Origin of the sequence: Colwellia sp. M166 (assembly GCF_024585285.1) — a bacterium.
Taxonomy (GTDB): Bacteria; Pseudomonadota; Gammaproteobacteria; order Enterobacterales; family Alteromonadaceae; genus Cognaticolwellia.
The window spans coordinates 4,003,751-4,028,871 of record NZ_CP040755.1 but is presented as its reverse complement, the minus strand read 5'-3'; the positions used below and the strand labels follow the sequence as shown (position 1 = coordinate 4,028,871).

The 25,121-nt window shown below is 39.5% G+C and carries 23 protein-coding genes; 14 read left to right on the top strand and 9 right to left on the bottom strand.

From position 1 onward, the window contains the following. Positions 1–47 precede the first annotated feature (47 nt). Positions 48–980: an AEC family transporter gene (locus FGD67_RS18190; protein WP_257172463.1), complete on the top strand. Its 933-nt coding sequence runs from the start codon at positions 48–50 to the stop codon at positions 978–980. 43 nt (positions 981–1,023) lie between these two features. Here FGD67_RS18190 and FGD67_RS18185 read toward each other — a convergent pair whose 3' ends face one another. The 3 genes from FGD67_RS18185 to FGD67_RS18175 all read right to left on the bottom strand — a co-directional run bounded on the left by FGD67_RS18185 (position 1,024) and on the right by FGD67_RS18175 (position 3,885). Beyond that, entirely contained in the window at positions 1,024–1,530 is a 507-nt protein-coding gene (locus tag FGD67_RS18185) for a DsrE family protein (RefSeq protein ID WP_257172462.1), read from the bottom strand. A 146-nt stretch (positions 1,531–1,676) separates the two neighbouring features. Next, entirely contained in the window at positions 1,677–2,804 is a 1,128-nt protein-coding gene (locus FGD67_RS18180) for a PilT/PilU family type 4a pilus ATPase (RefSeq protein WP_257172461.1), read from the bottom strand. Positions 2,805–2,841: 37 nt separating this feature from the next. Further along, positions 2,842–3,885, bottom strand: a complete 1,044-nt coding sequence (locus FGD67_RS18175) for a type IV pilus twitching motility protein PilT (protein WP_257172460.1) — start codon at positions 3,883–3,885, stop codon at positions 2,842–2,844. Positions 3,886–3,955: 70 nt separating this feature from the next. On the opposite strand from FGD67_RS18175, the gene FGD67_RS18170 reads away from it, so the two are divergent. The 4 genes from FGD67_RS18170 to FGD67_RS18155 all read left to right on the top strand — a co-directional run bounded on the left by FGD67_RS18170 (position 3,956) and on the right by FGD67_RS18155 (position 6,770). After that, positions 3,956–4,630, top strand: a complete 675-nt coding sequence (locus tag FGD67_RS18170) for a YggS family pyridoxal phosphate-dependent enzyme (protein ID WP_257172458.1) — start codon at positions 3,956–3,958, stop codon at positions 4,628–4,630. A gap of 166 nt (positions 4,631–4,796) precedes the next feature. Next, the gene (proC, locus tag FGD67_RS18165; protein WP_257172457.1) at positions 4,797–5,609 is read left to right on the top strand and encodes a pyrroline-5-carboxylate reductase; all 813 of its coding nucleotides are present in this window, start codon (positions 4,797–4,799) and stop codon (positions 5,607–5,609) included. A 115-nt stretch (positions 5,610–5,724) separates the two neighbouring features. Beyond that, entirely contained in the window at positions 5,725–6,273 is a 549-nt protein-coding gene (locus tag FGD67_RS18160; RefSeq protein ID WP_257172456.1) for a YggT family protein, read from the top strand. A 56-nt stretch (positions 6,274–6,329) separates the two neighbouring features. Beyond that, on the top strand, positions 6,330–6,770 hold the full coding sequence (locus FGD67_RS18155) for a DUF4426 domain-containing protein (RefSeq protein WP_257172455.1): 441 nt from the start codon (positions 6,330–6,332) through the stop codon (positions 6,768–6,770). 142 nt (positions 6,771–6,912) lie between these two features. Here the strand turns inward: FGD67_RS18155 and FGD67_RS18150 are convergent, their stop codons facing one another. Then, positions 6,913–7,038 (bottom strand): hypothetical protein, encoded by a 126-nt coding sequence (locus tag FGD67_RS18150; RefSeq protein ID WP_257172454.1) that lies wholly within the window; start codon positions 7,036–7,038, stop codon positions 6,913–6,915. A 222-nt stretch (positions 7,039–7,260) separates the two neighbouring features. On the opposite strand from FGD67_RS18150, the gene FGD67_RS18145 reads away from it, so the two are divergent. The 3 genes from FGD67_RS18145 to tadA are packed head-to-tail and all read left to right on the top strand — an operon-like array spanning position 7,261 to position 9,600. Then, positions 7,261–7,884: an XTP/dITP diphosphatase gene (locus FGD67_RS18145; protein WP_257172453.1), complete on the top strand. Its 624-nt coding sequence runs from the start codon at positions 7,261–7,263 to the stop codon at positions 7,882–7,884. Beyond that, the gene (hemW, locus tag FGD67_RS18140; RefSeq protein ID WP_257172452.1) at positions 7,885–9,030 is read left to right on the top strand and encodes a radical SAM family heme chaperone HemW; all 1,146 of its coding nucleotides are present in this window, start codon (positions 7,885–7,887) and stop codon (positions 9,028–9,030) included. 3 nt (positions 9,031–9,033) lie between these two features. Further along, positions 9,034–9,600, top strand: a complete 567-nt coding sequence (gene tadA, locus FGD67_RS18135) for a tRNA adenosine(34) deaminase TadA (protein ID WP_257172450.1) — start codon at positions 9,034–9,036, stop codon at positions 9,598–9,600. Between the two features lie 726 nt (positions 9,601–10,326). Here the strand turns inward: tadA and FGD67_RS18130 are convergent. Together FGD67_RS18130 and FGD67_RS18125 are read right to left on the bottom strand one after the other, a co-directional pair. Then, complete coding sequence (locus FGD67_RS18130; RefSeq protein WP_257172449.1) at positions 10,327–10,941, bottom strand: response regulator transcription factor; 615 nt, start codon at positions 10,939–10,941, stop codon at positions 10,327–10,329. Beyond that, on the bottom strand, positions 10,931–13,234 hold the full coding sequence (locus FGD67_RS18125) for a PAS domain S-box protein (protein WP_257172448.1): 2,304 nt from the start codon (positions 13,232–13,234) through the stop codon (positions 10,931–10,933). Before FGD67_RS18125 ends, FGD67_RS18130 begins: the two co-directional genes overlap by 11 nt. 653 nt (positions 13,235–13,887) lie before the next feature. Between FGD67_RS18125 and FGD67_RS18120 the strand changes: the two genes are divergently transcribed. The 4 genes from FGD67_RS18120 (at position 13,888) to pntB (ending at position 19,500) form a co-directional block, all read left to right on the top strand. After that, the gene (locus FGD67_RS18120) at positions 13,888–15,279 is read left to right on the top strand and encodes an NAD-dependent succinate-semialdehyde dehydrogenase (protein WP_257172447.1); all 1,392 of its coding nucleotides are present in this window, start codon (positions 13,888–13,890) and stop codon (positions 15,277–15,279) included. 92 nt (positions 15,280–15,371) lie between these two features. After that, complete coding sequence (gene adhP / locus FGD67_RS18115) at positions 15,372–16,391, top strand: alcohol dehydrogenase AdhP (RefSeq protein WP_257175160.1); 1,020 nt, start codon at positions 15,372–15,374, stop codon at positions 16,389–16,391. Positions 16,392–16,556: 165 nt separating this feature from the next. Beyond that, complete coding sequence (locus tag FGD67_RS18110; protein ID WP_257172446.1) at positions 16,557–18,092, top strand: Re/Si-specific NAD(P)(+) transhydrogenase subunit alpha; 1,536 nt, start codon at positions 16,557–16,559, stop codon at positions 18,090–18,092. A gap of 10 nt (positions 18,093–18,102) precedes the next feature. Beyond that, positions 18,103–19,500 (top strand): Re/Si-specific NAD(P)(+) transhydrogenase subunit beta, encoded by a 1,398-nt coding sequence (pntB, locus tag FGD67_RS18105; RefSeq protein WP_257175159.1) that lies wholly within the window; start codon positions 18,103–18,105, stop codon positions 19,498–19,500. A 137-nt stretch (positions 19,501–19,637) separates the two neighbouring features. On the opposite strand, the gene FGD67_RS18100 is transcribed toward pntB, so the two are convergent. Together FGD67_RS18100 and FGD67_RS18095 are read right to left on the bottom strand one after the other, a co-directional pair. Continuing rightward, positions 19,638–21,062, bottom strand: coding sequence for an amidohydrolase family protein (locus tag FGD67_RS18100; RefSeq protein WP_257172445.1), 1,425 nt, complete (start codon positions 21,060–21,062; stop codon positions 19,638–19,640). Positions 21,063–21,231: 169 nt separating this feature from the next. Continuing rightward, positions 21,232–22,158, bottom strand: a complete 927-nt coding sequence (locus tag FGD67_RS18095; RefSeq protein ID WP_257172444.1) for a LysR family transcriptional regulator — start codon at positions 22,156–22,158, stop codon at positions 21,232–21,234. 258 nt (positions 22,159–22,416) lie between these two features. On the opposite strand from FGD67_RS18095, the gene FGD67_RS18090 reads away from it, so the two are divergent. Continuing rightward, entirely contained in the window at positions 22,417–23,094 is a 678-nt protein-coding gene (locus FGD67_RS18090) for a glutathione S-transferase family protein (RefSeq protein ID WP_257172443.1), read from the top strand. 136 nt (positions 23,095–23,230) lie between these two features. Continuing rightward, positions 23,231–24,358 carry a zinc-binding dehydrogenase gene (locus FGD67_RS18085; RefSeq protein ID WP_257175158.1) on the top strand — a complete coding sequence of 376 codons (1,128 nt, stop codon included), beginning with the start codon at positions 23,231–23,233 and terminating at the stop codon, positions 24,356–24,358. A 383-nt stretch (positions 24,359–24,741) separates the two neighbouring features. Here FGD67_RS18085 and FGD67_RS18080 read toward each other — a convergent pair whose 3' ends face one another. Continuing rightward, entirely contained in the window at positions 24,742–25,077 is a 336-nt protein-coding gene (locus FGD67_RS18080) for a hypothetical protein (protein ID WP_257172442.1), read from the bottom strand. Between the last annotated feature and the right edge of the window lie 44 nt (positions 25,078–25,121).

Sequence of the window (25,121 nt, the reverse complement as noted above, 5' to 3'; positions counted from 1 at the left end):
TTTTCCTTTAATTCACCTGACATTTCTTACTCAGAAAGAGCTCTTTAATGGCGATTATTGCACTTATTAGCCCATTGATTATTATTGGCTTTATCGGTTTCTTACTGGCAAAGAATGCTTGGTTTGACAAAGCTCAAATTGATACGTTAACTAAATTCACTTTCAACCTAGCCATTCCGGCATTTTTATTTCAACAGCTGGCGAACGCCGATTTAAGCACAATAAATTTAAACATTTATGCCGCCTTTTATTTACCTGCGTTATTGGTTTATGGCTGTGCTTGGGCGTTAAATTATTATTTTCATCAACATTTACAACATGACCTTCCTGCATCGGCTGTTTACGCCTTAGGGGCAAGTTATTCAAATAATGTCATTGTTGGTATGCCGGTGGCTTTAATGGTTTTAGGTGAGCAGGTGCTGCCGACCGTATTTCTTGTTATCAGCTTGCACAGTGCCTTGCTATTTGGTGCAACCAGTATTTTAGCAGTTAATATTAAACAATTTAACTGGCGAGTATTTCTCAAACAAACCTTTTACAATCCGTTATTAATTGCGATAACCAGCGGATTTTTAGTTAATTTAATGGCGCTAAAATTACCAAACATAATCAATGACAGTTTATTACTTTTAGGTAAACCCGCCATCACCCTCGCCTTATTTTTGCTTGGCGCCTCTCTGGCTTTTTATAAAATTCGTAGTGAAATAAAATTCATACTTTCTGCCAGCATATTAAAACTCGTACTTTTACCGAGCTTAATACTATTAGCAAGTCATTATATCTTTCATTTTTCAGTGATAATAACCATGACCTTGGTTATCTTAAGTGCAAGTCCTACAGGGGTAAATGCTTACTTAGTTGCTAAGCAACAAGCAAAACATCAAGAAACAATTGCCGGAACCGTAGTAACCACGACTTTACTTTCTATTATTACATTACCTTTATGGTTGTGGGGCTTATCAAGTATCTTCACGCCATAGCTAAGCCATGCCCATAGCGAGTAACTCGTTTAGTCATATCGGACTAAAATGGATTTAGGCTATAACCTTTACTGTTTAAAACAGCATGAGCGGTCATTGCTGACAAAGCCATTTTAACGCCTGGCTCTAGTAATTCATGCTCGATATCGTAATATGCCGCTGATTGCCCACATAAATAAACCTGTACTTGGTTTTTCATCAAATCTTGCAAAAGTGCACTATTAGCGTTAGTTTTTTTAAATTTCTCTTGGTACAGCGAAGCTTTTAATAAATCAAATCCGGCTTTACCGTGTACCACTAAGGCTAAGTGAATATTTTCTGCCGGGACACCATTAGCCACATGCATATTAATAAAGCGAGCTAGGGTTTCAATTTTTCGATTAACCTCACCAACTTTACCTTGTTCACTGACATCAAAAGCGACTTTAAATAGCGCACTTTTATCAAAGTTAAGGTCTTGTTGAACTTTCGCATGCTTCCCATAATTTTTGATAACCGAGCCAGCAGCAAACTGCTCAGCCCCAGCCAATGCGATATTACTTGTGGTCATGACTAAAACCATCAGAGATAAACGTATGAGTGATATCATTACAATGCCCTTTCTTTATAGTGTTGTTAGTTAAGGTGATTGTTAGTTACAGAGAAAACAAGCATACCGAAATTAGCATGCTTGCTTAGCTAACATCAGCAAAATAATCAGTACGCTTTTGGCTCTAAACCATCAATGGTGACACCGGACAATGAGCCTGTCCCCCCTTGTTCATTACTGCGCAGTTTAATCATTAAGCGTAAATCATTAGGTGAATCAGCATGATGTAAAGCGTCAGCATAATTAATAAGCCCTTGTTGGTAGAGATTAAATAAAGCTTGATCAAAAGTTTGCATACCTTGTTCGGTAGACTTTTCCATCACCTCTTTAATACTGCCAACATCGCCTTTTTTAATTAGCTCGGCGATATAGGGTGAGTTCAACAAAATTTCAATCGCCGCTACACGGCTATTGCCGTCACGAGTTGGAATTAATTGTTGAGCGACAATACCGCGCAAGTTCAGCGCTAAATCAAAGAGTAATTTTCCATGCTGCTCAGCTGGTACTAAATGCATAATACGATCAATCGCTTGGTTAGCATTATTCGCATGTAAAGTGGCAATACATAAGTGCCCTGTTTCAGCAAAGCTTAAGGCATGTTCCATGGTCTCTTGGTTACGAATTTCACCAATCAAGATGACATCAGGCGCTTGGCGTAATGAGCTTTTGAGTGCAGCATCAAAACTTTCAGTGTCTAGCCCTACCTCACGCTGTGTCACCATACACTTACCATGCTCATGAACAAATTCAACCGGATCTTCGATGGTTAAAATATGACCTCGAGAGTTTTTATTGCGATAACCAATTAACGCGGCCATTGACGTTGACTTACCGGTACCGGTACCACCAACAAATAACACTAAGCCACGTTTTGACATCACGACATCTTTTAGCACGGAAGGCAAGCCAAGATCATCCGCTTCCGGTATTTCAGTGACAATGCGACGAATAACCATACCCGCCATATCACGCTGCCAAAATGCCGAAACACGAAATCGGCCAATACCATCAATTGAAATGGCAAAGTTACATTCTTTGTCTTCATCAAACTCACGTTGCTGTTTTTCTGACATCGCATTATGAACTAAACCTAATGCTTCAGCCGACGTAAGAATCTTGTCATCAATGGCAACAAGTTCACCATTAATTTTTGCACTAACCGCTAACTTGGCCGTAACAAACATATCCGATGCTTCATGTTGCACCATTTTTTGTAATAAATCATGAAAAATCATCTGGTTACCCTTTAACTTAAGTCGAAACTAGCTGAAACTAGTAACCCATAAATTGGCTTTTATCCTGTGCTTTTTCCATCGCATCATGCTTGGTGATAATGCCGCGGTTAACTAAATTTTGTAAACATTGATCCATTGTTTGCATGCCATGCGACATACCGGTTTGAATAGCAGAATACATTTGGGCAATTTTATCTTCACGGATCAGATTTCGAATAGCAGGTACGCCCATCATAATTTCATGAGCTGCTACGCGCCCACCGCCGACTTTTTTGATCAAAGTTTGTGAGATAACGGCACGTAAAGACTCTGAAAGCATTGAGCGCACCATTGCTTTTTCTTCACCTGGGAAAACGTCAATAATACGGTCAATCGTTTTGGGTGCAGAAGTGGTATGCAAGGTACCAAAAACTAAGTGACCCGTTTCCGCCGCAGTCATGGCTAAACGAATAGTTTCAAGATCTCGCATTTCACCAACCAGAATAACATCAGGGTCTTCACGTAAAGCCGAACGTAATGCTGCACTAAAGCTCAAGGTATCGCGATGAACTTCACGTTGGTTAATCAGGCAAGAATGATTTTCATGCACAAATTCAATCGGATCTTCTATGGTTAAAATATGATCATGTTTATTTTTATTAATATGATCAACCATAGCAGCAAGTGTGGTTGATTTACCCGAGCCGGTAGGTCCAGTAACCAGCACTAGGCCACGAGGCAATGCTGATATATCACGAAAAATATCTGGGCAACCTAAATCATCCAATGATAAAATTTTGCTTGGGATAGTACGAAAGACCGCCGCAGGTCCACGATTTTGGTTAAAAGCATTCACCCTGAAACGGGCTAAATTTGGCACTTCAAAAGAGAAATCGACTTCTAACTTTTCTTCATACTCTTTTCGTTGACGGTCATTCATAATATCATAGACCAAAGCGTTAACATCTTTTTCGTCAAATGCAGGTATATTAAGTTTACGTACATCACCATCGACTCGTATAGATGGTGGAGTTCCAGTTGATAAATGTAAATCTGACGCATTGTTTTCTACGCTAAATGCGAGTAATTCGGTAATATCCATACAAACCTCTTAATCGAGTTAATAATTGATCTAACAACTGAATAAGTTATTGAGAACTGAAATAAATAATATGATTGCTATTAAAGATAATATTGCCCAAGTTAAACTGCAAATTTCTTCTGCTTGTCAACATGCTCACCGCAAACCTGATGAAGTTACTTTACTTGCAGTGAGTAAAACTAAACCTGTTGAAATGCTTGAGCAAGCTTACCAAGCTGGGCAACGAAACTTTGGCGAAAGCTATGTACAAGAAGCCATTGATAAAATAACCGCTTTGCAGAACAAGTCTGATATAACTTGGCATTTTATCGGGCCAATTCAAACCAATAAAACCAAATTAATTGCCAATCACTTTTCTTGGGTACATAGCATAGATAGAATCAAAGTTGCCAAACGTCTTAACGAGCATAGGTCAAATCAAGATACTCCGCTAAACATATGTTTACAAGTGAATATTAGTGGTGAAATAACTAAATCTGGCGTTTTACCTCAAGAGCTTCCAGCCTTGCTTGAAGCCATCGAAACTTGTGAAAACTTATGCTTACGTGGTTTAATGGCTATTCCAGAAAAGAACGCCTCTGCGGCGAGTTTTATACAAATGCAACAGCTATTTCTAACACTTAAAACGCGATACCCTACCATGGACACATTATCCATGGGCATGTCAGCTGACATGCAGCATGCTATCAATGCTGGCTCAACACTGGTACGCATTGGCTCTGCCATATTTGGTGCTAGAAACTAATCACTTAAACGAAGCTTACAGATCAGCCTAGATAATAAAATACTGTAGCAGGCTAAGACAAAGGTAGTCTTTCACTCGTAGTAACTGCAGTTTACAATTTACAATACGTAATTCGATACATAGCACGCTCGCAAATATCGGATCAGTCAGACTTGATAGGAAAATTATGAAAACAATTGCATTTATCGGCGCAGGCAATATGAACGGCGCAATTATTTCCGGCCTAGTACATGGCGGTTTTATTCCCGAGAACATTATGGTGTCAAATCCATCAGCGCCAAAACGTGAAGCTTTACAAGCAGCACATGGTATTTTGCAAACACAATGCAATATTGAAGCAGCAAAATTTGCTGATGTTATTGTATTAGGTGTAAAACCACACTTTATTGGCGATGTGTGTCAACAATTAGGTGAAAATTTAGATCTTACTGGTAAATGCTTTATTTCAGTTGCCGCAGGATGCACTATCAAGCAAATAGAACAGGCACTCAATCAACCTTGCACTGTGATCAGAACCATGCCAAATACACCGTCACAGCTCGGTTTTGGTGTTACGGGGATATATGCTAACGAGCTGATCAATGATAAAGAAAAAGCATTTACCACCGCACTTATGGAGTCAGTTGGTATCATAAAATGGTTAGAGTCAGAACAACAAATTGACCATATCATTGCTGTATCAGGCTCGGGCCCGGCTTATTTTTTCTTGTTTATGGAAGCGATGGAAAAACAAGCCAAAGCTTATGGTTTTAGTGAACAAGACAGCCGTGAGCTAGTCCAGCAAACCGCCCTAGGCGCAGCTAAGATGGTGACAGAAAATAAATTATCTATCAGCAAGTTGCGTGAGAACGTTTGCTCAAAAGGTGGTACAACCCAAGCAGCAATTAGTGCCTTTAGTGAAGGCGGCTTAGAGCAACTTGTCACTAAGGCAATGGATACCGCATTGAATCGTGCTAAAGAAATGGCACAAAAGGCTTAATAGTATTATTATTCCTTGCGTAATAACCTCAGCAACCTGAACTCGGGGTAAGTAAATTGCTAGGTATAACGATTACATGACGGTTAAATTCATTCTCATAATTTTGGAGTTTTAGATGGAAGCAATTAATTACTTGCTTAAATTTGCTTTTGACGCAGTACTGATGATTTTAGTGCTACGAGTATGGTTACAACTAGTGCGCGCTGATTTTTATAACCCATTTAGTCAGTTTATTGTTAAAGTGAGTAATCCCTTGGTTATCCCATTGCGTCGCATCATTCCGGGTTTAGGTGGTGTCGACTTAGCCACCATTGTTTTAGCCTATGTTGTTGCCACCCTAACCTTTATTATCATTCCACTGCTTAATGGTGGCCCAATAGATATTATTTCTGCTTTGTATTTGGGCTTAATTTACCTTATCAAACAAACTGGCGTATTACTGTTTATTGTCATGTTAGTGATGGCATTAATGAGCTGGGTAGTGCAAGGTTACAACCCAACGCAAATGATTTTTCATCAACTTACCGCTCCGGTATTAACCCCTATTAGACGTATTATCCCAAGTATAGGTGGCCTTGATTTATCGGTACTTATCGCCTTTTTATTATTGAATGTGCTTAATATTCTCTTCCGCGGATGGGTGCCTTACTGGGCAATGTTGTAGTTGTTATTTAATCGTATATACTTAACACAAACGGCTTAATAATTAAGGTCATAAACATGAAAAATATCATCACTAAGCTAGTAATGTTTGCGATATTGTCTATCGCATTTGCCACAGCAAGTAACGCTGAAAACATGAAAAAAATGAACGATATTAACGTTCATTATATTGCTTTAAGTTCGACGTTTTTGACGCCTGAAATTGCTAAGGCTTATGGCATTGAACGTAGTCGTTATAAAGGTCTTATCAATATTTCAGTATTAGATAATACCCAGCAGGATAATCCCGCTAAAACGGTTATTATCAATGGTAAAGCCCGTAATGATGTTGGTCAAATAAAATCACTTGAGTTCACTGAAGTTGTTGAAGGTGATGCGGTTTATTACCTTGCCCAAGTGAATTACACTAATGAAGAAACGATTTATTTCGACATTAATATTACCGATAAAGGGCAACAACATAACTTAAAGTTTTCGCAAAAGTTTTATGTTGATTAGCATACTAAGTTGAATAATACACTTCATATAAACGGCACTATAAATACTTTAGGTAAGTTATAGTGCCTTTTTTTTGCCTATTTTTAGCAACTATATTTAGTACCAAAGGCGCTGCTTAGCCCCTATTTTCACCTCAAATATATTACGCCGCTTTAGCGCTAATAGCGTGATAAAACTTTGCACCAAAGCTATTCACTAATAACCCAACCATCACAATAATACCGAAGATCTGCTGCGTTGACATCCTCTCTTCAAGCAATAATGACAAAATTAACGCCCGAGATAAAAATAATAACTATACCTAAAATTGTAGCTTTTAACGACATATGGCCTCTGAGTTCTTCGTAATTTAAGGCTTTACGCTCCCTCTTTGTTGCAGATTAAGGTATTATGCGCGCCATTGTTATAATTAATTTATTTTTGCGCCTATATAAACGTATTACCATGCTTCGCGGTGCATTTAATCAAGATATTCTAAAAGGTATTTTTCATGACCACTATCGTATTGGCAACCGGCAATCAAGGTAAAGTTAAAGAACTGGCCAGTTTATTAGCTGCACAGCATATTGAGATCAAACCACAAAGTGAATTCAATGTACCTGAGGTTGCAGAAACGGGTACTACCTTCGTTGAAAACGCCATAATCAAAGCTCGTCATGCCGCCAAAATTACCGGCATGCCAGCTATCGCTGATGATTCAGGTTTAGAGGTTGATGCACTCAATGGTGTTCCAGGTGTTTACTCTGCACGTTATGCCGGTGAAAATGCTAGCGATGAAGATAATACCAATAAATTATTAACCGCATTAGAAAATGTTGCCGATGAAAATCGCACAGCACGTTTTCATTGTGTATTGGTTTATATGCGTCATGAGACTGATCCAACACCGTTAATTTGTCACGGTGTATGGCAAGGCAGCATTTGTCGTGAAAAACAAGGTCAACAAGGCTTTGGCTACGATCCTATTTTTTGGCAAGCTGAACATCAGATGACCTCAGCACAATTACCTAGAGCATTAAAAAACCAACTCAGCCATCGTGGTCAGGCATTGCAACAATTAGTGCCACTACTGAGTAAAGAGCTTGCTAAAAACCTGATTGAAGAAAACACCTAAATGTTAATTGCCCCGCCGCTATCGTTATATATTCACATACCTTGGTGTGTAGAAAAATGCCCTTATTGTGACTTTAATTCCCATGCGTTAAAGCATGCGATCCCTGAGCAAGATTATATCGCACAACTTTTACTGGATTTAGATACCGATATCACGCGTTTTAATCTCAGCGACAGACCTTTGCATTCAATATTTATTGGTGGCGGTACACCGAGCTTATTTTCAGCACCTGCCATCGAGCAACTGCTAACGCAAGTATTGCAACGCTTTGAGCATAAAGCTGATATTGAAATAACCTTAGAAGCAAACCCCGGCACCGTTGAAGCAGATAAGTTTATTGGTTTTTTTAATGGTGGCGTGTCTCGTTTATCGGTGGGTGTGCAAAGCTTTGCATCAGATAAATTAATAAAGCTAGGTCGTATTCATGACAGCCAACAAGCAAAAACGGCCGCGAATCTCGCCAGCGAATGCGGTGTTAAAAGTTTTAATCTTGATTTAATGCACGGTTTGCCAGATCAAAGTGTTGAACATGCACTTGATGATTTAAAAACCGCGATCAGTTTAAACCCAACGCATATTTCTTGGTATCAATTAACCATTGAGCCCAATACCGCTTTTCATTCTAAGCCGCCGAAATTACCGCAAGATGAAGTGTTGTGGAATATTCAAGACCAAGGTATTGCCCTGCTCAATCAAGCCGGCTACCAACAGTATGAAATATCGGCCTATAGCAAGCCAGAATATCAATGTCAGCATAACCTGAACTATTGGCAATTTGGCGATTACTTAGGTATTGGTTGTGGTGCGCACGGCAAAATCACTGACGTAGACCATCAAAAAATCTACCGTACAGTAAAAGTGAAGCATCCCAAAGGCTATTTAGATACCAGCAGAAAGGCACTTGATAAACTGCATACCGTGACAGCAGAAGAGCTCTCCTTTGAATATATGATGAATCGCTTACGTTTATTTTCTGGCTTTTCACTTGATGACTATCAAGCCTATACGGGGTTAAACACTGATACCGTTTTACCGACCTTGCTACAAGCAAAAACTAAAGGGTTGATGGAGTTCGATGGCACGCTTTGGTCGGTCAGTAAATTAGGTCATAGATACTTAAATGATTTATTGGAAATGTTTTTATAGCTTATGAGTGACAACAACCTATCCTCTAAACCAGATTTTCCAATAGAAGCCGATTTGCCGATAAAAACAACATTTTCAACTGATGATGAAAGGTTTATGCGCCGCGCTATGGTCTTGGCTGATCTAGCTCAGCGCCACAATGAGATCCCCGTTGGCGCTGTGTTAGTGCGTGATGGTGAAATCATCGGTGAAGGCTTTAATCAATCCATCATGAATAACGACCCATCAGCCCATGCAGAAATGATGGCAGTTCGTGATGCCGGCAAAAACATCGCAAATTATCGTCTACTCGACTGCACCTTATATGTAACACTTGAACCCTGTTGTATGTGCGCAGGATTATTAGTACATAGCCGTATAAAGCAGTTAGTGTTTGCCAGTAAAGATTTGAAAACTGGCGCTGCTGGCAGCGCGTTCGCATTATTAAATCATCAACAGCACAATCATCAAGTAGAGGTAAAATCCGGACTGTTCGCTGAAGAGTGCAGCACCATGTTGTCAGCATTTTTTAAACGCCGCAGAGCCGAGAAAAAAGCCGAGAAGCAAGCGAAAAAAAATGAGAAAGAGTGAAACATCTAAATCTGTCGTAGCTACAAATCAAGCTGATCAGCTTTGTGCTTTAACAGTCTATTGTTAGTATGTAACATCAGCTATCGTTTTGCTTTTGAGTTAAAGCTTCGATACCTTTAACTCAAAATCGGTAACTTTCAACTTTTAAAAATCAGCTATAATACCAATTTGATTAAATTTTTTCCCAGTTCAGAGCTCGAGTTTAAAAGGTTTACCTGCTGCGTTATTAATTTTGACAAGGTTCTTACAGGGATGTGAGTCATTAGAACAACACAGGAGCAGTTGTCGAGAATAACCCTTATCTTCAATCAATGCCTTGCCTGCATGTAGGTACTTAGGTTCAGTCTGGAACTATGAACCTGTGCCGCTAAGCCTTTTAATTCTCGCTGAGTGGGAAAGAACTTAATCAATTTGCTATAAGATCTCAACTGAACTTATATAGCTTAGGTAATACAGCTTAGGAAATACAACTTAAGAAACCCCGTCCAAGTTCATCGTCCGACATCAACTGCTCTGATTAATGTCTTTAAACTGAAGATATAATGCTTGCCTTGAAAAAGCATCAATCTTTGTTGGCTTACAGGACGTAGGTACTTAGCGTGGGCAGGACACGATAAGCTGTGCTTAATAAGCACTTGGAGCAACCAAACACTATATCAAGCGCCTCGATTGCAAAATTTTTCAAGTGCAACAGAGCTATAAAGTGAAAGATCAACAGCCCTTAGTTTAATCCAACTGCTCATACATAATTTTACTGCGAACTAACTGAGCCAATGTTTTTGCTCCTAGTTTCATCATGACATGGGAACGATGTACTTCAACAGTACGCTCGCTAATATTAAGATCTGAAGCTATAACTTTGTTCATCATGCCATCGGTTACTCGCTCAAACACCTCTCGCTCTCGACTCGATAGCGACTCAATCTCTATTTTAGTTTTATGTTTATTGATCAGTTGTTCATGTTGTTTGTCATCAAGAACAAGTGCCTCATTAATTCGGTCAATTAAGTGCTGCTCATTAAATGGTTTTTTTATAAAATCAAGCGCACCTAAACGCATGGCTTCGACCGCCATAGGAATATCACCGTGACCAGTAATGAATATGATCGGCAATAAGCAATTTAAGTCTTTGAGCTTTTGTTGCAGTTCTAAACCGCTCATTTTAGGCATGCGTATATCTAAGACTAAACAGCCTGTCATATTTTGATTATAGACATTTAAAAACGCAGCACCTGATCTGAAGCTCTGAGCAGTTAAATTAATAGATTCAAACAGTAATTCTAACCCTTCACGAATACCTTCATCGTCGTCAATTATAAAAACGGTTTGTTTATTTGTCATAAACGATCCCTCTATCATGTATCGGCAAGGTAAACATAAAAATGGCTCCCGTTGGTTTATTGTCATGAAAGTGAATATGTCCACCATGTTCTTCCACTATGCTTTTTGAAATAGACAAGCCTATGCCGGTGCCATTTTGTTTAGTTGAGGAAAATGGTTTAAATAACGTCTCTCTCATCTCTTCCGGTAAGCCGGCACCAGTATCCGTTACTGATATTTCAAGGTACTTATCCATGTTTAATTTTATTTTGAGCTCTATTGTTGTATCACTTTCAATTGACTGCATGGCTTCCATACCATTACGTAATAAATTAAGCACAACTTGCTGTATTTGGACTCGGTCAACATACACATTAGTCGGCTGTTCACAGGCTATAATTTTGATAGTAATATTATGTAGACGAGCTTCAAATTCGGCCAGTTTACTCACTTCGATGATCATAAGGTTGCAATCAATAATCTCTTTTGTTCTTTTGCCTTTCTTAGTCATTTTCTGCATACGCTCAATAACCGCACTCGCCCGTAGAGCATGTAAACTTAACTTTTCAAATAGTGCAGGAAGTCGGTCAAATTTACCACTTTCACAAAAATTTTTAGCTGTTTGCGAAAAAAGTGAAATTGCCGTCAATGGTTGATTAATTTCATGTGCAATTCCTGCCGCCATTTCCCCTAGAGCATTAACCCTTTCGGAATGGGCTAATTGTTCGGTATGCAATTGTGCTTGATCTTCTAATGCTCTTTGTTGAGTGATATTTCTAATTAAACCCACAAACATTTTATTTTCATGGTTGTTAATTTCACTTACCGATAAATGAATGGGGAATGTGCTGCCATCTTTATGTTTAGCAACAAGTTCTCGACCAATACCAATAATATGAGCTTGTTTACTGGTTAAGTATTGTGCTAGATACTGGTCATGATGATGACTAAATGAAGCCGGCATTAAAATGCTTACATTTTTATCTAGCACTTCATCATAGGTATATCCAAATATACTTTGTGCTGCGTTGTTAAAACTCTTTATCAAGCCGTATTGATCTATGGTAATAACGCCATCAATCATAGCGTTGACTACCGCATCAGAAAAAGCATAACTTGTTATAAGGTCGGCTTCGGCCTTTTTAATTGACGTAATGTCGTAGACAAAGCCTTCAATGACGACATCATCATTATACATGGAATCTACCGCCCCACCTTTTTCCCAAACTAATTTAACACTATTGCTTTTGGTGTTAATTCTATATTCAATTTCAAAACTGCTATGGTTTTTAATCGCTGTGTTTATTGTCTCTTTTACACGTTGATAATCATCTGGATATATTACTGCTTGCCAAAGTATTCTATTATTTTTAAATTGCTCCCTAGTGTAACCTGTTAAGGTTTCACAACCGTCACTCACTCGCATCATAGGCCAGCTTTTTGTATCAAAAGACTGGTAAGCCATGCCAGGAAGATTCTTTAGTAAATGTTCAACTTTGTTCCGGCCATCTTTTATTTCTACGGTTTTATTACGAGCAATTAAATAGGTATAAGCTGCCAATGCTATTAAAATAGCAATAAAAATAGCTAGTGTAATTATTACCCCTATTACCTTGTAGTGAACCACATATAAAAATTCATTCTTAGGTGAAATATTTATTTGCCATTGGTGAGCTTGCAAATTATAGGATGCTTTTTTATTCCAAGAATTTTTAATTGTTAACTGATTGTTTTGATTTGAATAAACAACTTGTCCATCAATTAACAAGATGAAATTATGTTCCTTGAGTAAGTACGTCGGTATGACTGATTTAATATATGGTTTGAAAAGAAGCACGCCTGCGATAAAACCATGTAATTGTTTACTGTTTTCAAGCGTACTAAAAACTGGCGCGTATAGTCCTAATCCTTCACTGCCATGAATAGAAAATAAAGGATTGGTGATCACCACTTGTTCGGTTTTTTGCGCTTTTATTGCCGCGGACAATGCTGCTGGTTTTTCTGCCAAATCAAAACCAATCGCAATTTCGTTTCCTTCTTCAGGTATTATTTTTCGGACGTGGAATGAGTTATCAATCCAGCCAATCGCTTGATAGCCATATTGTGAGTCATATAATGTTTTGCTAATGACACGCCAATTATCTTTTAATAGGTGACTGGAAGTTGGAGGGAGTTGAGATAATTCTGCAAGAAATATTATTCGTTTTTTTAAATCGTCTTCAAGTAATACTTTAATAGTATCGGCGGTACTTTGTGTTACTCGTTCAATATGCAGTCGTTCTTCAGTATCGATATTAAATATGATGAACGCCATGAAGCTGGAGGCCAATAGCCCAGCTGTTATTGCGTACAATAAGATAGCTAGCGGGGATGAAAAAGATAACTTTTTTTTATCATTAAAATTCATATTCAGTTAAAGCTAACACCTATGTAGGTAATTAATGATTGTCTTCTGCTTAAAGCCAACCATAGGCATTTTATGGCTAGAGGAACGTGCTTAACCATTAAGCTAATATTATGTTTTAGTTAAATTAATCATCAGCCTAGTCGTAATATTACCGAGCAATTTATCCGTGCATTTATCATTCTACTTATTAGCTTACTATCTTCGATCTATCATGCCTGCGTCAAGAGTTAACTGCGCTATTTGGCGATTAATTAAAGATTTAAATGAGGCCTTTAAAGGGCGGGGAACCTAAGCCTCAAAAAGCTGACTTTCAGTATTAAATAATAAGACACTTAACATATTAATTACTTCTGTTTTTTAATTCATTTCAAACCAAATAAGTCCCTTTAGAATCAATGCGTTGAAATTTCAAGTTGTGGTTTTCCACATCAGTTTACGTGACATTACGAATAGTCTTCATTTAGTACTTGATCTAGCATAATGGTACACACATTTCTAAGCGTTATTTATTTAAATATTGAGCGCATTAAAAGTTTTATTAATTAACTGAGGAAATTATCATGGCCTATGCAACAACAAATCCATATACAGGAGAAGTGGTAAAAACTTTCCCTGACGCTACAGACGCTGAAATTATTAAAGCGATAGAAGATGCCGACAAAGCCTTTTCATCATGGAAAGAAACGTCTTTTGCTTCTCGTGCCAAAATAATGCAAAAAGCGGCTGATTTATTACGCAAAGACTTAGCGGGTTATGCCAAGTTATTAACTTTAGAGATGGGTAAAATAATATCAGAAGCAAAAGCTGAAGTTGAATTATCTGCGGCCATTTTAGAGTATTACGCTAACAATGCCGAAACTCTTCTTGCATCAGAAACATTGCCCGTTGCCGATCCTGCTGAAGGCGAAGCAATTATTGTACACGAACCCCTTGGTGTATTGCTTGCGGTTGAACCGTGGAACTTCCCGTACTACCAAGTGGCTCGTATTATTGCGCCACAGTTGTCTGCGGGTAACACTATGTTACTTAAACACGCTGGTATTGTTCCGCAAAGCGCCGCCGCATTTGAAAAACTGATGTTAGATGCAGGTTTACCTAAAGCTGTTTTCCAAAATCTTTACGCAGCACATGCACAAACAGAAACGATCATCTCTCATCCGTTGGTTCGTGGTGTTGCACTTACCGGCTCTGAAGGCGCTGGTGCAATCGTTGCGTCTACCGCGGGTAAAGCACTTAAAAAATCAACATTAGAACTTGGTGGTGCTGATGCCTTTGTTGTACTTGCTGACGCTGAAATGGAAAAAACCGTTAATTGGGCTGTATTTGGTCGCCACTGGAACGGCGGACAAGTATGCGTATCATCTAAACGCATGATCATTGCTGATGAAGTTTATGATGACTTTGTTGAACAGTACACCGCAGGTGTTGCTAAGTTACAAGCAGGCGACCCGTTTGATCCTGCAACGACATTAGCGCCATTATCGTCACAAAGTGCAGCAGATGAACTAAAAGTTAAAATTAGTGAAGCAATTAAACTTGGTGCAACCGCGACTGAAGTAGGTCCTAAAGTTCCTAGCCAAGGTGCTTTTGTACAACCAACCATTTTAACGAATATTAGTGAAGATAATCCTGCCCGTAATTGGGAATTTTTTGGTCCTGTCTCTATGCTGTTTCGTGCAAAAGACGAAGCAGACGCCATTAGAATTGCCAACGATTCTCCATTTGGCTTAGGTGGCTCAGTGTTTACCTCGGATCCGAAACATGGCTTAGAGGTTGCCAAACAAATCTCGACTGGAATGATATTTATAAATCATCCAACCATGGTGAAAGCCGACTTACCATTCGGTGGCATTCGTCATTCTGGCTATGGTAGAGAGCTTATAGGTTTGGGCATTAAAGAGTTTGTTAACCATAAACTCATCGACGTTGTTGATATTGATGCGCCATTTTAACTCACCGTAATTAGGGCTGCTATTAATTATATAGCAGCCCTAAAAGTACCGACAATTGTAAATAATATATAGGAATGATTATGAGTAAAAAAATGAAAGCCGCCGTTGTCGAGGAATTTGGCAAACCTTTAGTCATACGTGAATTAGATATTCCATCGCCAGCTGCAGGGCAAATATTAATTAAGACGGAAGCTTGTGGTGTATGCCACACCGACTTACATGCTGCAAATGGTGATTGGCCATTAAAACCGACGCCACCATTTACGCCCGGCCATGAAGGCATTGGACTTGTTACTGAAATTGGTGCAGGTGTTACCAGCGTAAAAGTGGGTGATAGAGTAGGTGTTCCATGGCTTTATTCCGCCTGTGGTCATTGTGAGTTTTGTTTAAGCGCTTATGAGCCAGTGTGTCCTGAAGCTGAATTTGGTGGTTACACCAAGGACGGTGGTTTTGCTGAATATATTATTGCCGATCCAAATTACGTTGCTCATATTCCTGCAGGCCTATCAGCAATACAAGCTGCACCCATTATCTGCGCAGGTATTACAACGTATAAAGGCATTAAAGAAACCGAGGCTAAACCGGGTGAATGGCTTACTATTTCAGGTTGTGGTGGTCTTGGCCATTTAGCTATTCAATACGCTAAAGCGATGGGACTTAAGGTTTGTGCGGTGGATATTGATGATGACAAGCTTACACATGCAAAAGAAGTCGGTGCTGATGCGGTGGTTAATGCTAAAACAGAAAGTGCCGCTGAAACTGTCAAAGAAATAACCGGTGGTGGCGCACATGGTGTACTTATTACCGCACCTTCCTTACCGGCCTTTGAACAAGGGGTTAATATGACCCGTAAACATGGTACCTGTGTTTTAGTGGGCTTACCGCCTGGTGAGTTCCCAACGCCACTGTTTGATGTAGTAGCAAATTGCATCACTATTAAAGGTTCATTTGTTGGTAACCGTAAAGATATGGCCGAAGCGCTTGCTTTTGCCGCGCAAGGTAAAGTTAAAGCAGATATCGAGTTACAACCTTTAAGCGCTATCAATGACATTTTTGAACGACTTGAGCATGGTAAAGTACCAGCTCGTGTTGTTATTGATTTCACGCTTTAAATTGTCATAGATACAATGGTTATTCGTTAATTTTTATAGGCTTAGTTATAGGCCTATTTATAAAAACACACGATGCCATTGTGTCTTTCACTTTCTTTTCTCTATGACAAAAACTTATTACAAAGTTTTGCTCCCCTTCCTGTCGTTAAAATCGGAGGTTATTAAATGAAAATCGGTGTGCCAAAAGAAATTTCCAAGGGTGAACGACGCGTTGCCACAACCCCAGATATCGTAAATAAATTAACAAAACTTGGTTTTAATGTTGCCATTGAAACCGGTGCAGGGGTCGCGGCTAATTACACTGATGATGCATACATTCATGCCGGTTGTGAAATAGTGAGCTCTGCAAAAGCGTTATGGCAACAGTCTGATATTGTCCTTAAAGTACAAGCGCCAGAAGCTGGAGAACGTGCGTTATTAAAAAGTGGACAAACATTGATCTGTTTTTTATGGCCAGCACAAAACCCTGCCATGCTAAAAGAATTAACCGAACGGGGTGTAAACGCCATCGCGATAGATAACATACCGCGTATTTCTCGTGCACAAAAAATGGATGCGCGTAGTTCGATGGCCAATATATCCGGCTATCGCGCAATAGTAGAAGCTGCGCAACATTTTGACCGATTTTTTACCGGTCAAATAACCGCTGCAGGAAAAGTAGAACCCGCTAAAGTACTTGTTATTGGCGCGGGTGTCGCTGGCTTAGCTGCCATTGGTGCGGCAAAAAGCATGGGCGCAATTGTGCGTTCTTTTGATACCCGAGCGGAAGTTAAAGAACAAATTGAAAGTATGAACGCCGAGTTTTTAATGCTCGATTTTAAAGATGAAGACGGCTCCGGCGAAGGCGGTTATGCCAAAGTGATGAGCGACGAATTCATCAAAGCCGAAATGGCATTGTTTGCAGCGCAAGCTAAAGACGTTGACATTATTATTACCACGGCGCTTATTCCAGGAAAACCTGCTCCTAAGTTGATCACCAGCGATATGGTGGCCTCAATGAAAAATGGCAGCGTCATTGTTGATCTTGCAGCGGAGCAAGGCGGTAATTGCGTATTAACCATACCAGGAGAAGTTACCGTAATTGATGGTGTATCTATTATTGGTTACACCGACTTACCCAGTCGTCTTGCAGCGCAGTCCAGCCAACTCTATAGCAACAATTTACACAACTTATTAGCCGAAATGACACCTAAAAAAGATGGAGTTCTTATTATTGATATGACAAATGACGTTGTCTTAGGTGCAACTATTTGCCTTGAAGGAAAAACAACTTGGCCGCCACCAGCCCCTACGCTTTCAGTTGCACCTAAAAAGCCCGCGCCTAAAAAAGCTGTACCTGTTACGGTTGAGAAAAATAAATCTATAGTTGGCCCGATGATTGGCGCTACTCTTAGCGCTATAGCATTGCTTGGGCTCGGTGGGTTTGCTCCGGCTAATTTTATGTCGCACTTTACTATTTTTGTATTGGCTTGTTTTGTTGGCTATATGGTGATTTGGAGCGTATCGCCAGCATTACATACGCCATTAATGAGCGTAACTAATGCTATTTCAAGCATCATTGTTATCGGTGCCTTGATTCAAATAAGTTCGACGGACGATACAATTAAATGGTTTGCCGTTTTTACGGTGTTAATTGCCAGCATTAATATTGTTGGCGGGTTTGCTGTAACACATCGCATACTTAAAATGTTCCGTAAGTGAGGTTGTCATGATTAGTACGGGTATTGTAACCGTGGCGTATATTGCTGCGATGGTCCTTTTTATTTTAGCTTTAAGCGGATTGTCTAATCAAGAAACGGCTCGAAAGGGCAATTGGTATGGCATTGCGGGAATGACTATTGCGTTTCTGGCAACCGTTTTAGGTGTGGTCAGCAATAATTATATTGAGTTGATGGTGGCATTGTTAATTGGCGGCAGTATTGGCATGTTAGTCGCCAGACGCGTGCAAATGACCGAAATTCCGGAGCTTATTGCTATTTTACACAGCCTTATTGGGCTGGCGGCTATTATGGTGGGTTATGCTAATTTTGCTGATGCCTCAACTAGTTTTGCCGGTATTGATTTAACCATTCATGACATAGAAACCTATGTTGGCGTGCTGATCGGTGCGGTTACTTTCTCAGGCTCAATAACGGCTTACGGTAAACTTTCAGGGCGCATAGGCAGCAAGCCATTGACGTTACCCGGACGCCATATATTTAACCTCGCGTTATTGGTTGCAGTGGTTTGGTTTGCTCAACAATTTGTTGCTCAGTCTGCCATTGGTGGAGGTTTGTTACCTTTGCTGATTATGATAGCCATTGCCTTAGTTTTTGGTGTTCATATGGTTATGGCGATTGGCGGTGCTGATATGCCGGTGGTTATATCTATGCTCAATAGTTATTCAGGTTGGGCAGCAGCGGCTACAGGCTTTATGTTGAGTAATGATCTGCTGATTGTCATTGGTGCACTCGTTGGCTCAAGTGGCGCTATTTTGAGTTACATTATGTGTAAAGCAATGAATAGAAACTTTTTATCTGTCATTGCTGGTGGTTTTGGTACTGGCGCTAGTGCAAAAGCATCATCTGTTGGCGAGCAAGAGCAAGGCGAAGTGATAACAACCACAGCAATTGAGAGCGCTGAACTGCTTAATAATGCTAAAGAAGTTATGATCATTCCTGGCTACGGAATGGCGGTGGCTAAAGCACAGCAGATTGTCTTCGAACTTAGCGATAAATTACGTGATAAAGGTGTTAATGTTCGTTTTGCAATACATCCTGTGGCTGGACGTATGCCAGGGCAAATGAATGTGCTACTAGCTGAGGCAAATGTACCTTACGATATTGTCTTTGAAATGGATGAAGTAAACGATGACTTTGAGCACGTTGATGTTTCCTTAATCATTGGCGCTAATGATATCGTTAACCCCTCAGCGCTTGATGAACCAAACAGCCCGATAGCCGGCATGCCGGTACTTGAATGTTGGCATGGTAAAACATCTATTGTGTTAAAACGCAGCATGGCAACGGGTTATGCGGGCGTGCAAAATCCTTTATTTTTCAAACAAAATACACAAATGTTATTTGGTGACGCCAAAGCGACATTAACGGCTGTTGTTGCGGCGCTTTAAACATTTTATAAAAGAGCATACTATACCGCTGATAGCTAACATCATAATCAAGCTATATTTAAAGTAAAAAATATCCGCTGCTGAATAAATTCATGCAGCGGAAATTATTTAGTCTGAAATAGCTTAGCCAGTAGCCGTTACTGTTCAGCAACAAACTGCTTGGCTTTGGCCTTTAATTCATCAAGATCGGCTTGGTTGTAATAGCGATTATGCGAAATCACACCCGTAAGTTTTTGCGTGTTTCGTACATCAGTTAGCGGGTTACCCGTTAAGAAAATAATATCCGCCGTTTTACCTTTACTCAGCTCACCAAACTGTTCACTTTTACCTAAAAACTTCGGACCAGCAAGTGTCGCTGATTGCAATGTTTGCAAAGGTGTTAAGCCATAATCACTAAAAATAGTCAGCTCTTGATGTAGTGATAAACCGGGGTAAATGTAAGAATTTAAAAAGCCAGCATCAGTGCCTGCAATAATTGATACTCCGGCCTGCTGGGCCAATACAAGTAACTGAGCTGTTTTTACAAAGCGCTCTTTACGTTGTTTTATTTGTTCAGGAGTGTCTTCGTTTGCTCTGTCGACACGCCATTGATAAGTGGCTTTAAGCTCTTTGCCCAAGTAATTTAAAAATTCATCATTTTGATGATTGTCTTCATCAATATAAGCGGTAATTTGGCCGCCAACCAAGGTTGGTACTACTGCAGTGTTATTTTTAGCTAACACTGCGTATTTACTCAATGCCGTTTTTTTAGCAATATTTGCGGTGATAATCGGTAAAGCACTACGGTAACTCAGCTCACCAGAAGCGACTTTAGCTGATATTTCAGGTTCATTGATTGCTGCCGCTTTTAATAAATAGGTCATGTGCTCTATGGCATCTAACCCCGCATGAGACACATCCGTTACTGATAGCGAAAAAGGAATATGTCCCGATATTTGGTAACCGCGTTTTTTAACCTCTTTTACTGCTTTTAAATAGAGCTCAGGCGTTAATGCGCTATCGGTGATTTTTATAAAGTCGACATTCATCGCATCAAGACTATCAATCGCAGCATGCATCTCTTCAACTGTTTCTACTTCAAGGTCGCCCGGCCAAATAGAGTCTTTGCCTTCGAGCTTAGGTCCTGAGGTATAAATGGTTGGGCCAATTAACTGATTATTATTTATTTGTTCACGCCAGCTTAAAACAGAGTCACTTAAATCAGCGGCAGCATCACGTACCGTAGTAATACCATAAGCAAGATACAGTGGTAAAAGCTGTTTATTTTCTTCTATTAGGTCTTCACCACCACCAAAGTGCACATGCATATCCCAGAGTCCAGGCATAATAAATTGCGCTTTGGCATCAATATAATTCTCGGCAATATAGCTATTTTTTAATGAATAATTACTGCGTTCGATGATCACGCCATCTCGAATTGCCAATGATTGCTCTTTATTTAACTTACCTGTCTTTACATCAACAATAGTCGCATTGCTGATCACAATATCAGCGTATTCATTGGGTTGACTAACGCAGGCATTAACTAGCAAGCAAGTTGAAAATAAAAGTATAAATTTCATATTTTTAACTCTTAAATTTTTTATTCAGATTAACATAATCATAGCTAGTAGCTAGACGGTTTGAGTTAAAAGGTAAAAAAGATAGGATGGTTGATAGCAACAATTCAATCTCACACATTCGACATCATCAAATTGAACACTTAAGACTCACAACATAGGCTTTATGCAATTACCCCACGAATGTTTTATGTTCATTAGTTACTTTTAATTTTTTAACTAAAAAGTCTACCGCCGCTTTTACTTTTGGTACTAAATAGCGCTGTTTTTGATACAATAAATAAACCGCCATATCAGAATTTTGTGTTATTGCTAACTCATGATCAAACTTAAGTTCTTGCAACTTTCCTGACTCAAGATATGACGCTAACGCCCATCGCGTTGACATTAAAATACCTTCACCGTCACAGGCTTTTTTCGCTAGCCATGGTCCGTTATTTGAAATCGCTATCGCTGGCCCCGAAACATCATGCCATTGACCGTTCATGTTACATAACCAAGGCGTTGGTCCTGATGGCGTTTTAAAATAAATGCCATGATGTTCTTTTAGTGCCATTACGTTATCAGGTACGCCGTGTTTTGCTAAATAACTTGGTGAAGCAACAGGAATAAAGCCATTGTCCATTAGTCTTATGGCTAACACACGTTCATTTGGCGCGTAACCACCGCGAATCGCAATATCAACATCGTCACGTCCTAGTGTTGATAGCTCATCACTTAAACTAATATCTAAAACAATTTCTGGGTATAACACGCTTAACTCATCTAACAAAGGCAGTAATATTTTTTCACCAAAACCGACCATCGAACTGATAGATAAGCGGCCCATTGGCGTTGTTTGGTAACTACGCACCGTTTCATTACTTTGCTCTAGTTGATTCAATATTTGCTGAATGTCGTTATAATAAATTTGTCCTACTTCAGTCAGTTTAACGATTCTGGTCGAACGCTTTAACAGTGTTGCTCCCAGACTCTTTTCTAAATCTGCAACGCGCCTCGACAACGATGATGGCGGCACATTTAACGTACTCGCCGCTTTGGTAAAACTACCGGTTTCGACGACTTTACTGAAATAGCGTATTGCACGTAATTGATCCAACTCACTTCTCCATTAAAATAGAACTTGAATGTTTCGCTCTACTATTGCTTTAAAAGCAATAGTGATTCGCATTTTTCCTTATATATAACCAAATTAAAACCAGTAATAATAGGTTTAACTTAAACATTGCCACCTTGCTCTTGTGGCAAGATATTAAAAACAGAAGCTTTAATTGCATTTTCGACAATTAAACATAATTAGAGTTAGACACAAATACAGTTAAACACAATTTTCACGTTAACAATGGGACATTTACTTATGATGACTTTGCACGGTTTTGCCGCTAGCAACTACTACAACCTCGTGAAACATGTATTGCTATACAAAGAGCTACCATTTAAAGAACACCTGCTTTACGCGGGTAGTGAAGCATTACTGACAATTAGTCCTGCTGGCAAAGTACCTGTTATCACCACGGCTGAAGGCCTTGAGCTTTCAGAGTCGAGTGTTATTTGCGACTTTATCGAAGAGACTTACCCTACAGCGCCGCTATACCCTGAAAATGCAGGAGAGCGAGCGGTTGTACGCCAAATAATGAAAATGGCAGAGCTGTATTTTGAACTGCCAAGTAGACGACTGATACCTTATGCACTTTCAGGCACTGAAGTTCCAGAGTCAGTTAAAACTGAAGTACGCCAAGTATTAACCCGCGGCATTACCGGTTTAAGTCGTTTGTGTCAGTTTTCACCTTGGGTTGCCGGTGAACAATTCACCATGGCCGATATCTACCTTTATTATGTCAATACCATTGTTAACGCTTTTGGCTCTAGCCAACTTGAATGGGATGTACTGGCAGAAGTGCCCAGAATGAAAACATGGAATGATGCCATGAGTCAATCGGCCATTGCCCAAAAAGTGGAGGCTGATCGTCAGGCAAACATGCCTGAGTTTATGCAAAAAGTTAAAGCCCAGATCCAAGCAGCAAATGCTGGATAGCGTTTAGCTGTAAAAACAATCAATACCATGAGAAACAAGACCAAAATTTTTATTTGAATTTAATTACGAACGAAGTATGACCAATACCATAACGTTATTGGTTGAAAAAATTTCATTATTTGCAGGAGCAAACATTATGACAACGTCAAATATTCAACTTACTTCAACTATCAGCGAAGACAATAAATTAACTCTTGCCTTAAAAAACATCGAAATACCACAACCTGGTGCCGATGAAGTGGTTATTCGTCTAGAGGCTGCGCCATTAAACCCGTCTGACTTAGCGGTGCTTTTTAGCGCTGCAGATATGACAACAGCGCAGCAATCAGGCACTGAACAAAGCCCTGTGATCACGGCAGATGTTCCAGCTAAGTTTATGCCTGCGGTTAAAACGCGTGTTGGTAAAGCTATTCCTGTTGGTAATGAAGGCGCAGGAACCGTTATAGCTGCGGGTTCATCGCCTGCAGCGCAAGCATTAATGGGTAAAACCGTTGCCGTTATTGGTGGTGGTACTTATCGTCAATATATTTCTGCCAACGTACAAAGCTGCTTAGCATTAAAAGCAGGTACTACTGCGAAAGAAGGTGCATCTTCTTTTGTTAACCCGCTTACGGCATTAGCGATGGTTGAAACTATGCGTGCTGAAGGTCATAAAGCCATTATTCATGCAGCGGCTGCATCTAACCTTGGCCAAATGTTAAATCGCATTTGCATTGCCGATGGCGTTGATTTAATCAATATTGTCCGTAAAGCCGAACAAGAAACATTGTTGCGTGATATGGGCGCAAAATACGTTGTTAACTCACGTAGTGATACATTTCTTGCTGACTTAACGGCGGCAATTATTGAAACCGGCGCAACTATCGCGTTTGACCCTATTGGTGGCGGTAAGCTAACCAGTGACATTCTAAATTGTATGGAAGTTGCTGCATCTCGTGATATGAAAGAACACAGTGTTTATGGCTCTGATACATTCAAACAAGTGTATATTTATGGTGCATTAGACCGTGGCCCTATAACACTAAATCGAAATTTTGGTTTTGCTTGGGGTGTCAATGGCTTCTTATTATTCAATGCGCTAGGTAAGTTAGGTACTAAAACGGTCATTGCGATGCGCAAACGTGTAGCAGATGAAATCACCACCACATTTGCTAGCCACTACACACATGAAGTGTCGTTGGCAGAAGTATTACAATTAAAATCGATGGCAGCTTATTCTAAACAAGCGACTGGTGAGAAGTACTTAATTACTGCGCAAAGATAATTCAGTTAAAAAGTAATGACTTCTTAACTGAATTACTGAATTTTAATGTATGCAAAGCAGATACTGATTATGGTATCTGCTTTTTGTTACTTATGCGTAATAAAAAACAACAGGCTACATTTCAAATGTTATCGTTAAACAGATATCTGACAAAAAAACCGCCTCCCACCATAGCGAGTACTGCTTTTCATTAAAAACCGAGAAAGACCTTAGGCGATGAGATACCGGCAGTGCGATTCAACCAATGTGTTGTATCAAATTGTTGAACTCAAAGCTACCAGGGGAAATATACCAAACCTATTAAGTTTGTTCTCTATCAGCGCTTTCCCGCGGTTTGAGAACACCGATCACTTTTTGAATATAGTTATTCTATATGAAAGAAATTATGTCTTTGAACCACCACAAGTAAACTTCTCTTCCCCCAAGTGATATATATTATTAACTCCAACATATATACCTGAGATGACTCCACTTATCGGCAGTAAAATAACACCACTAATAGAATAAAAACTATTTGTGCCTTTAGCCGCATCAACAACTTTTAATATTTTTCGGTCGCTAGATATTTCACATTGATTAACATATGAGTGATCATCAACAGGCATTACAACACAGCCACATAAAAAAAGAGTTAGAGCAAAAAGAGTAAATTTCATTAAGATATCATCCATGATTGAATTAAAAATATAACCAAGCTGTAGCATAACTCCAACAGCCAAATTCAGCTATAAAAATAGTCATTGAAATCAATCTTAAGCAACTT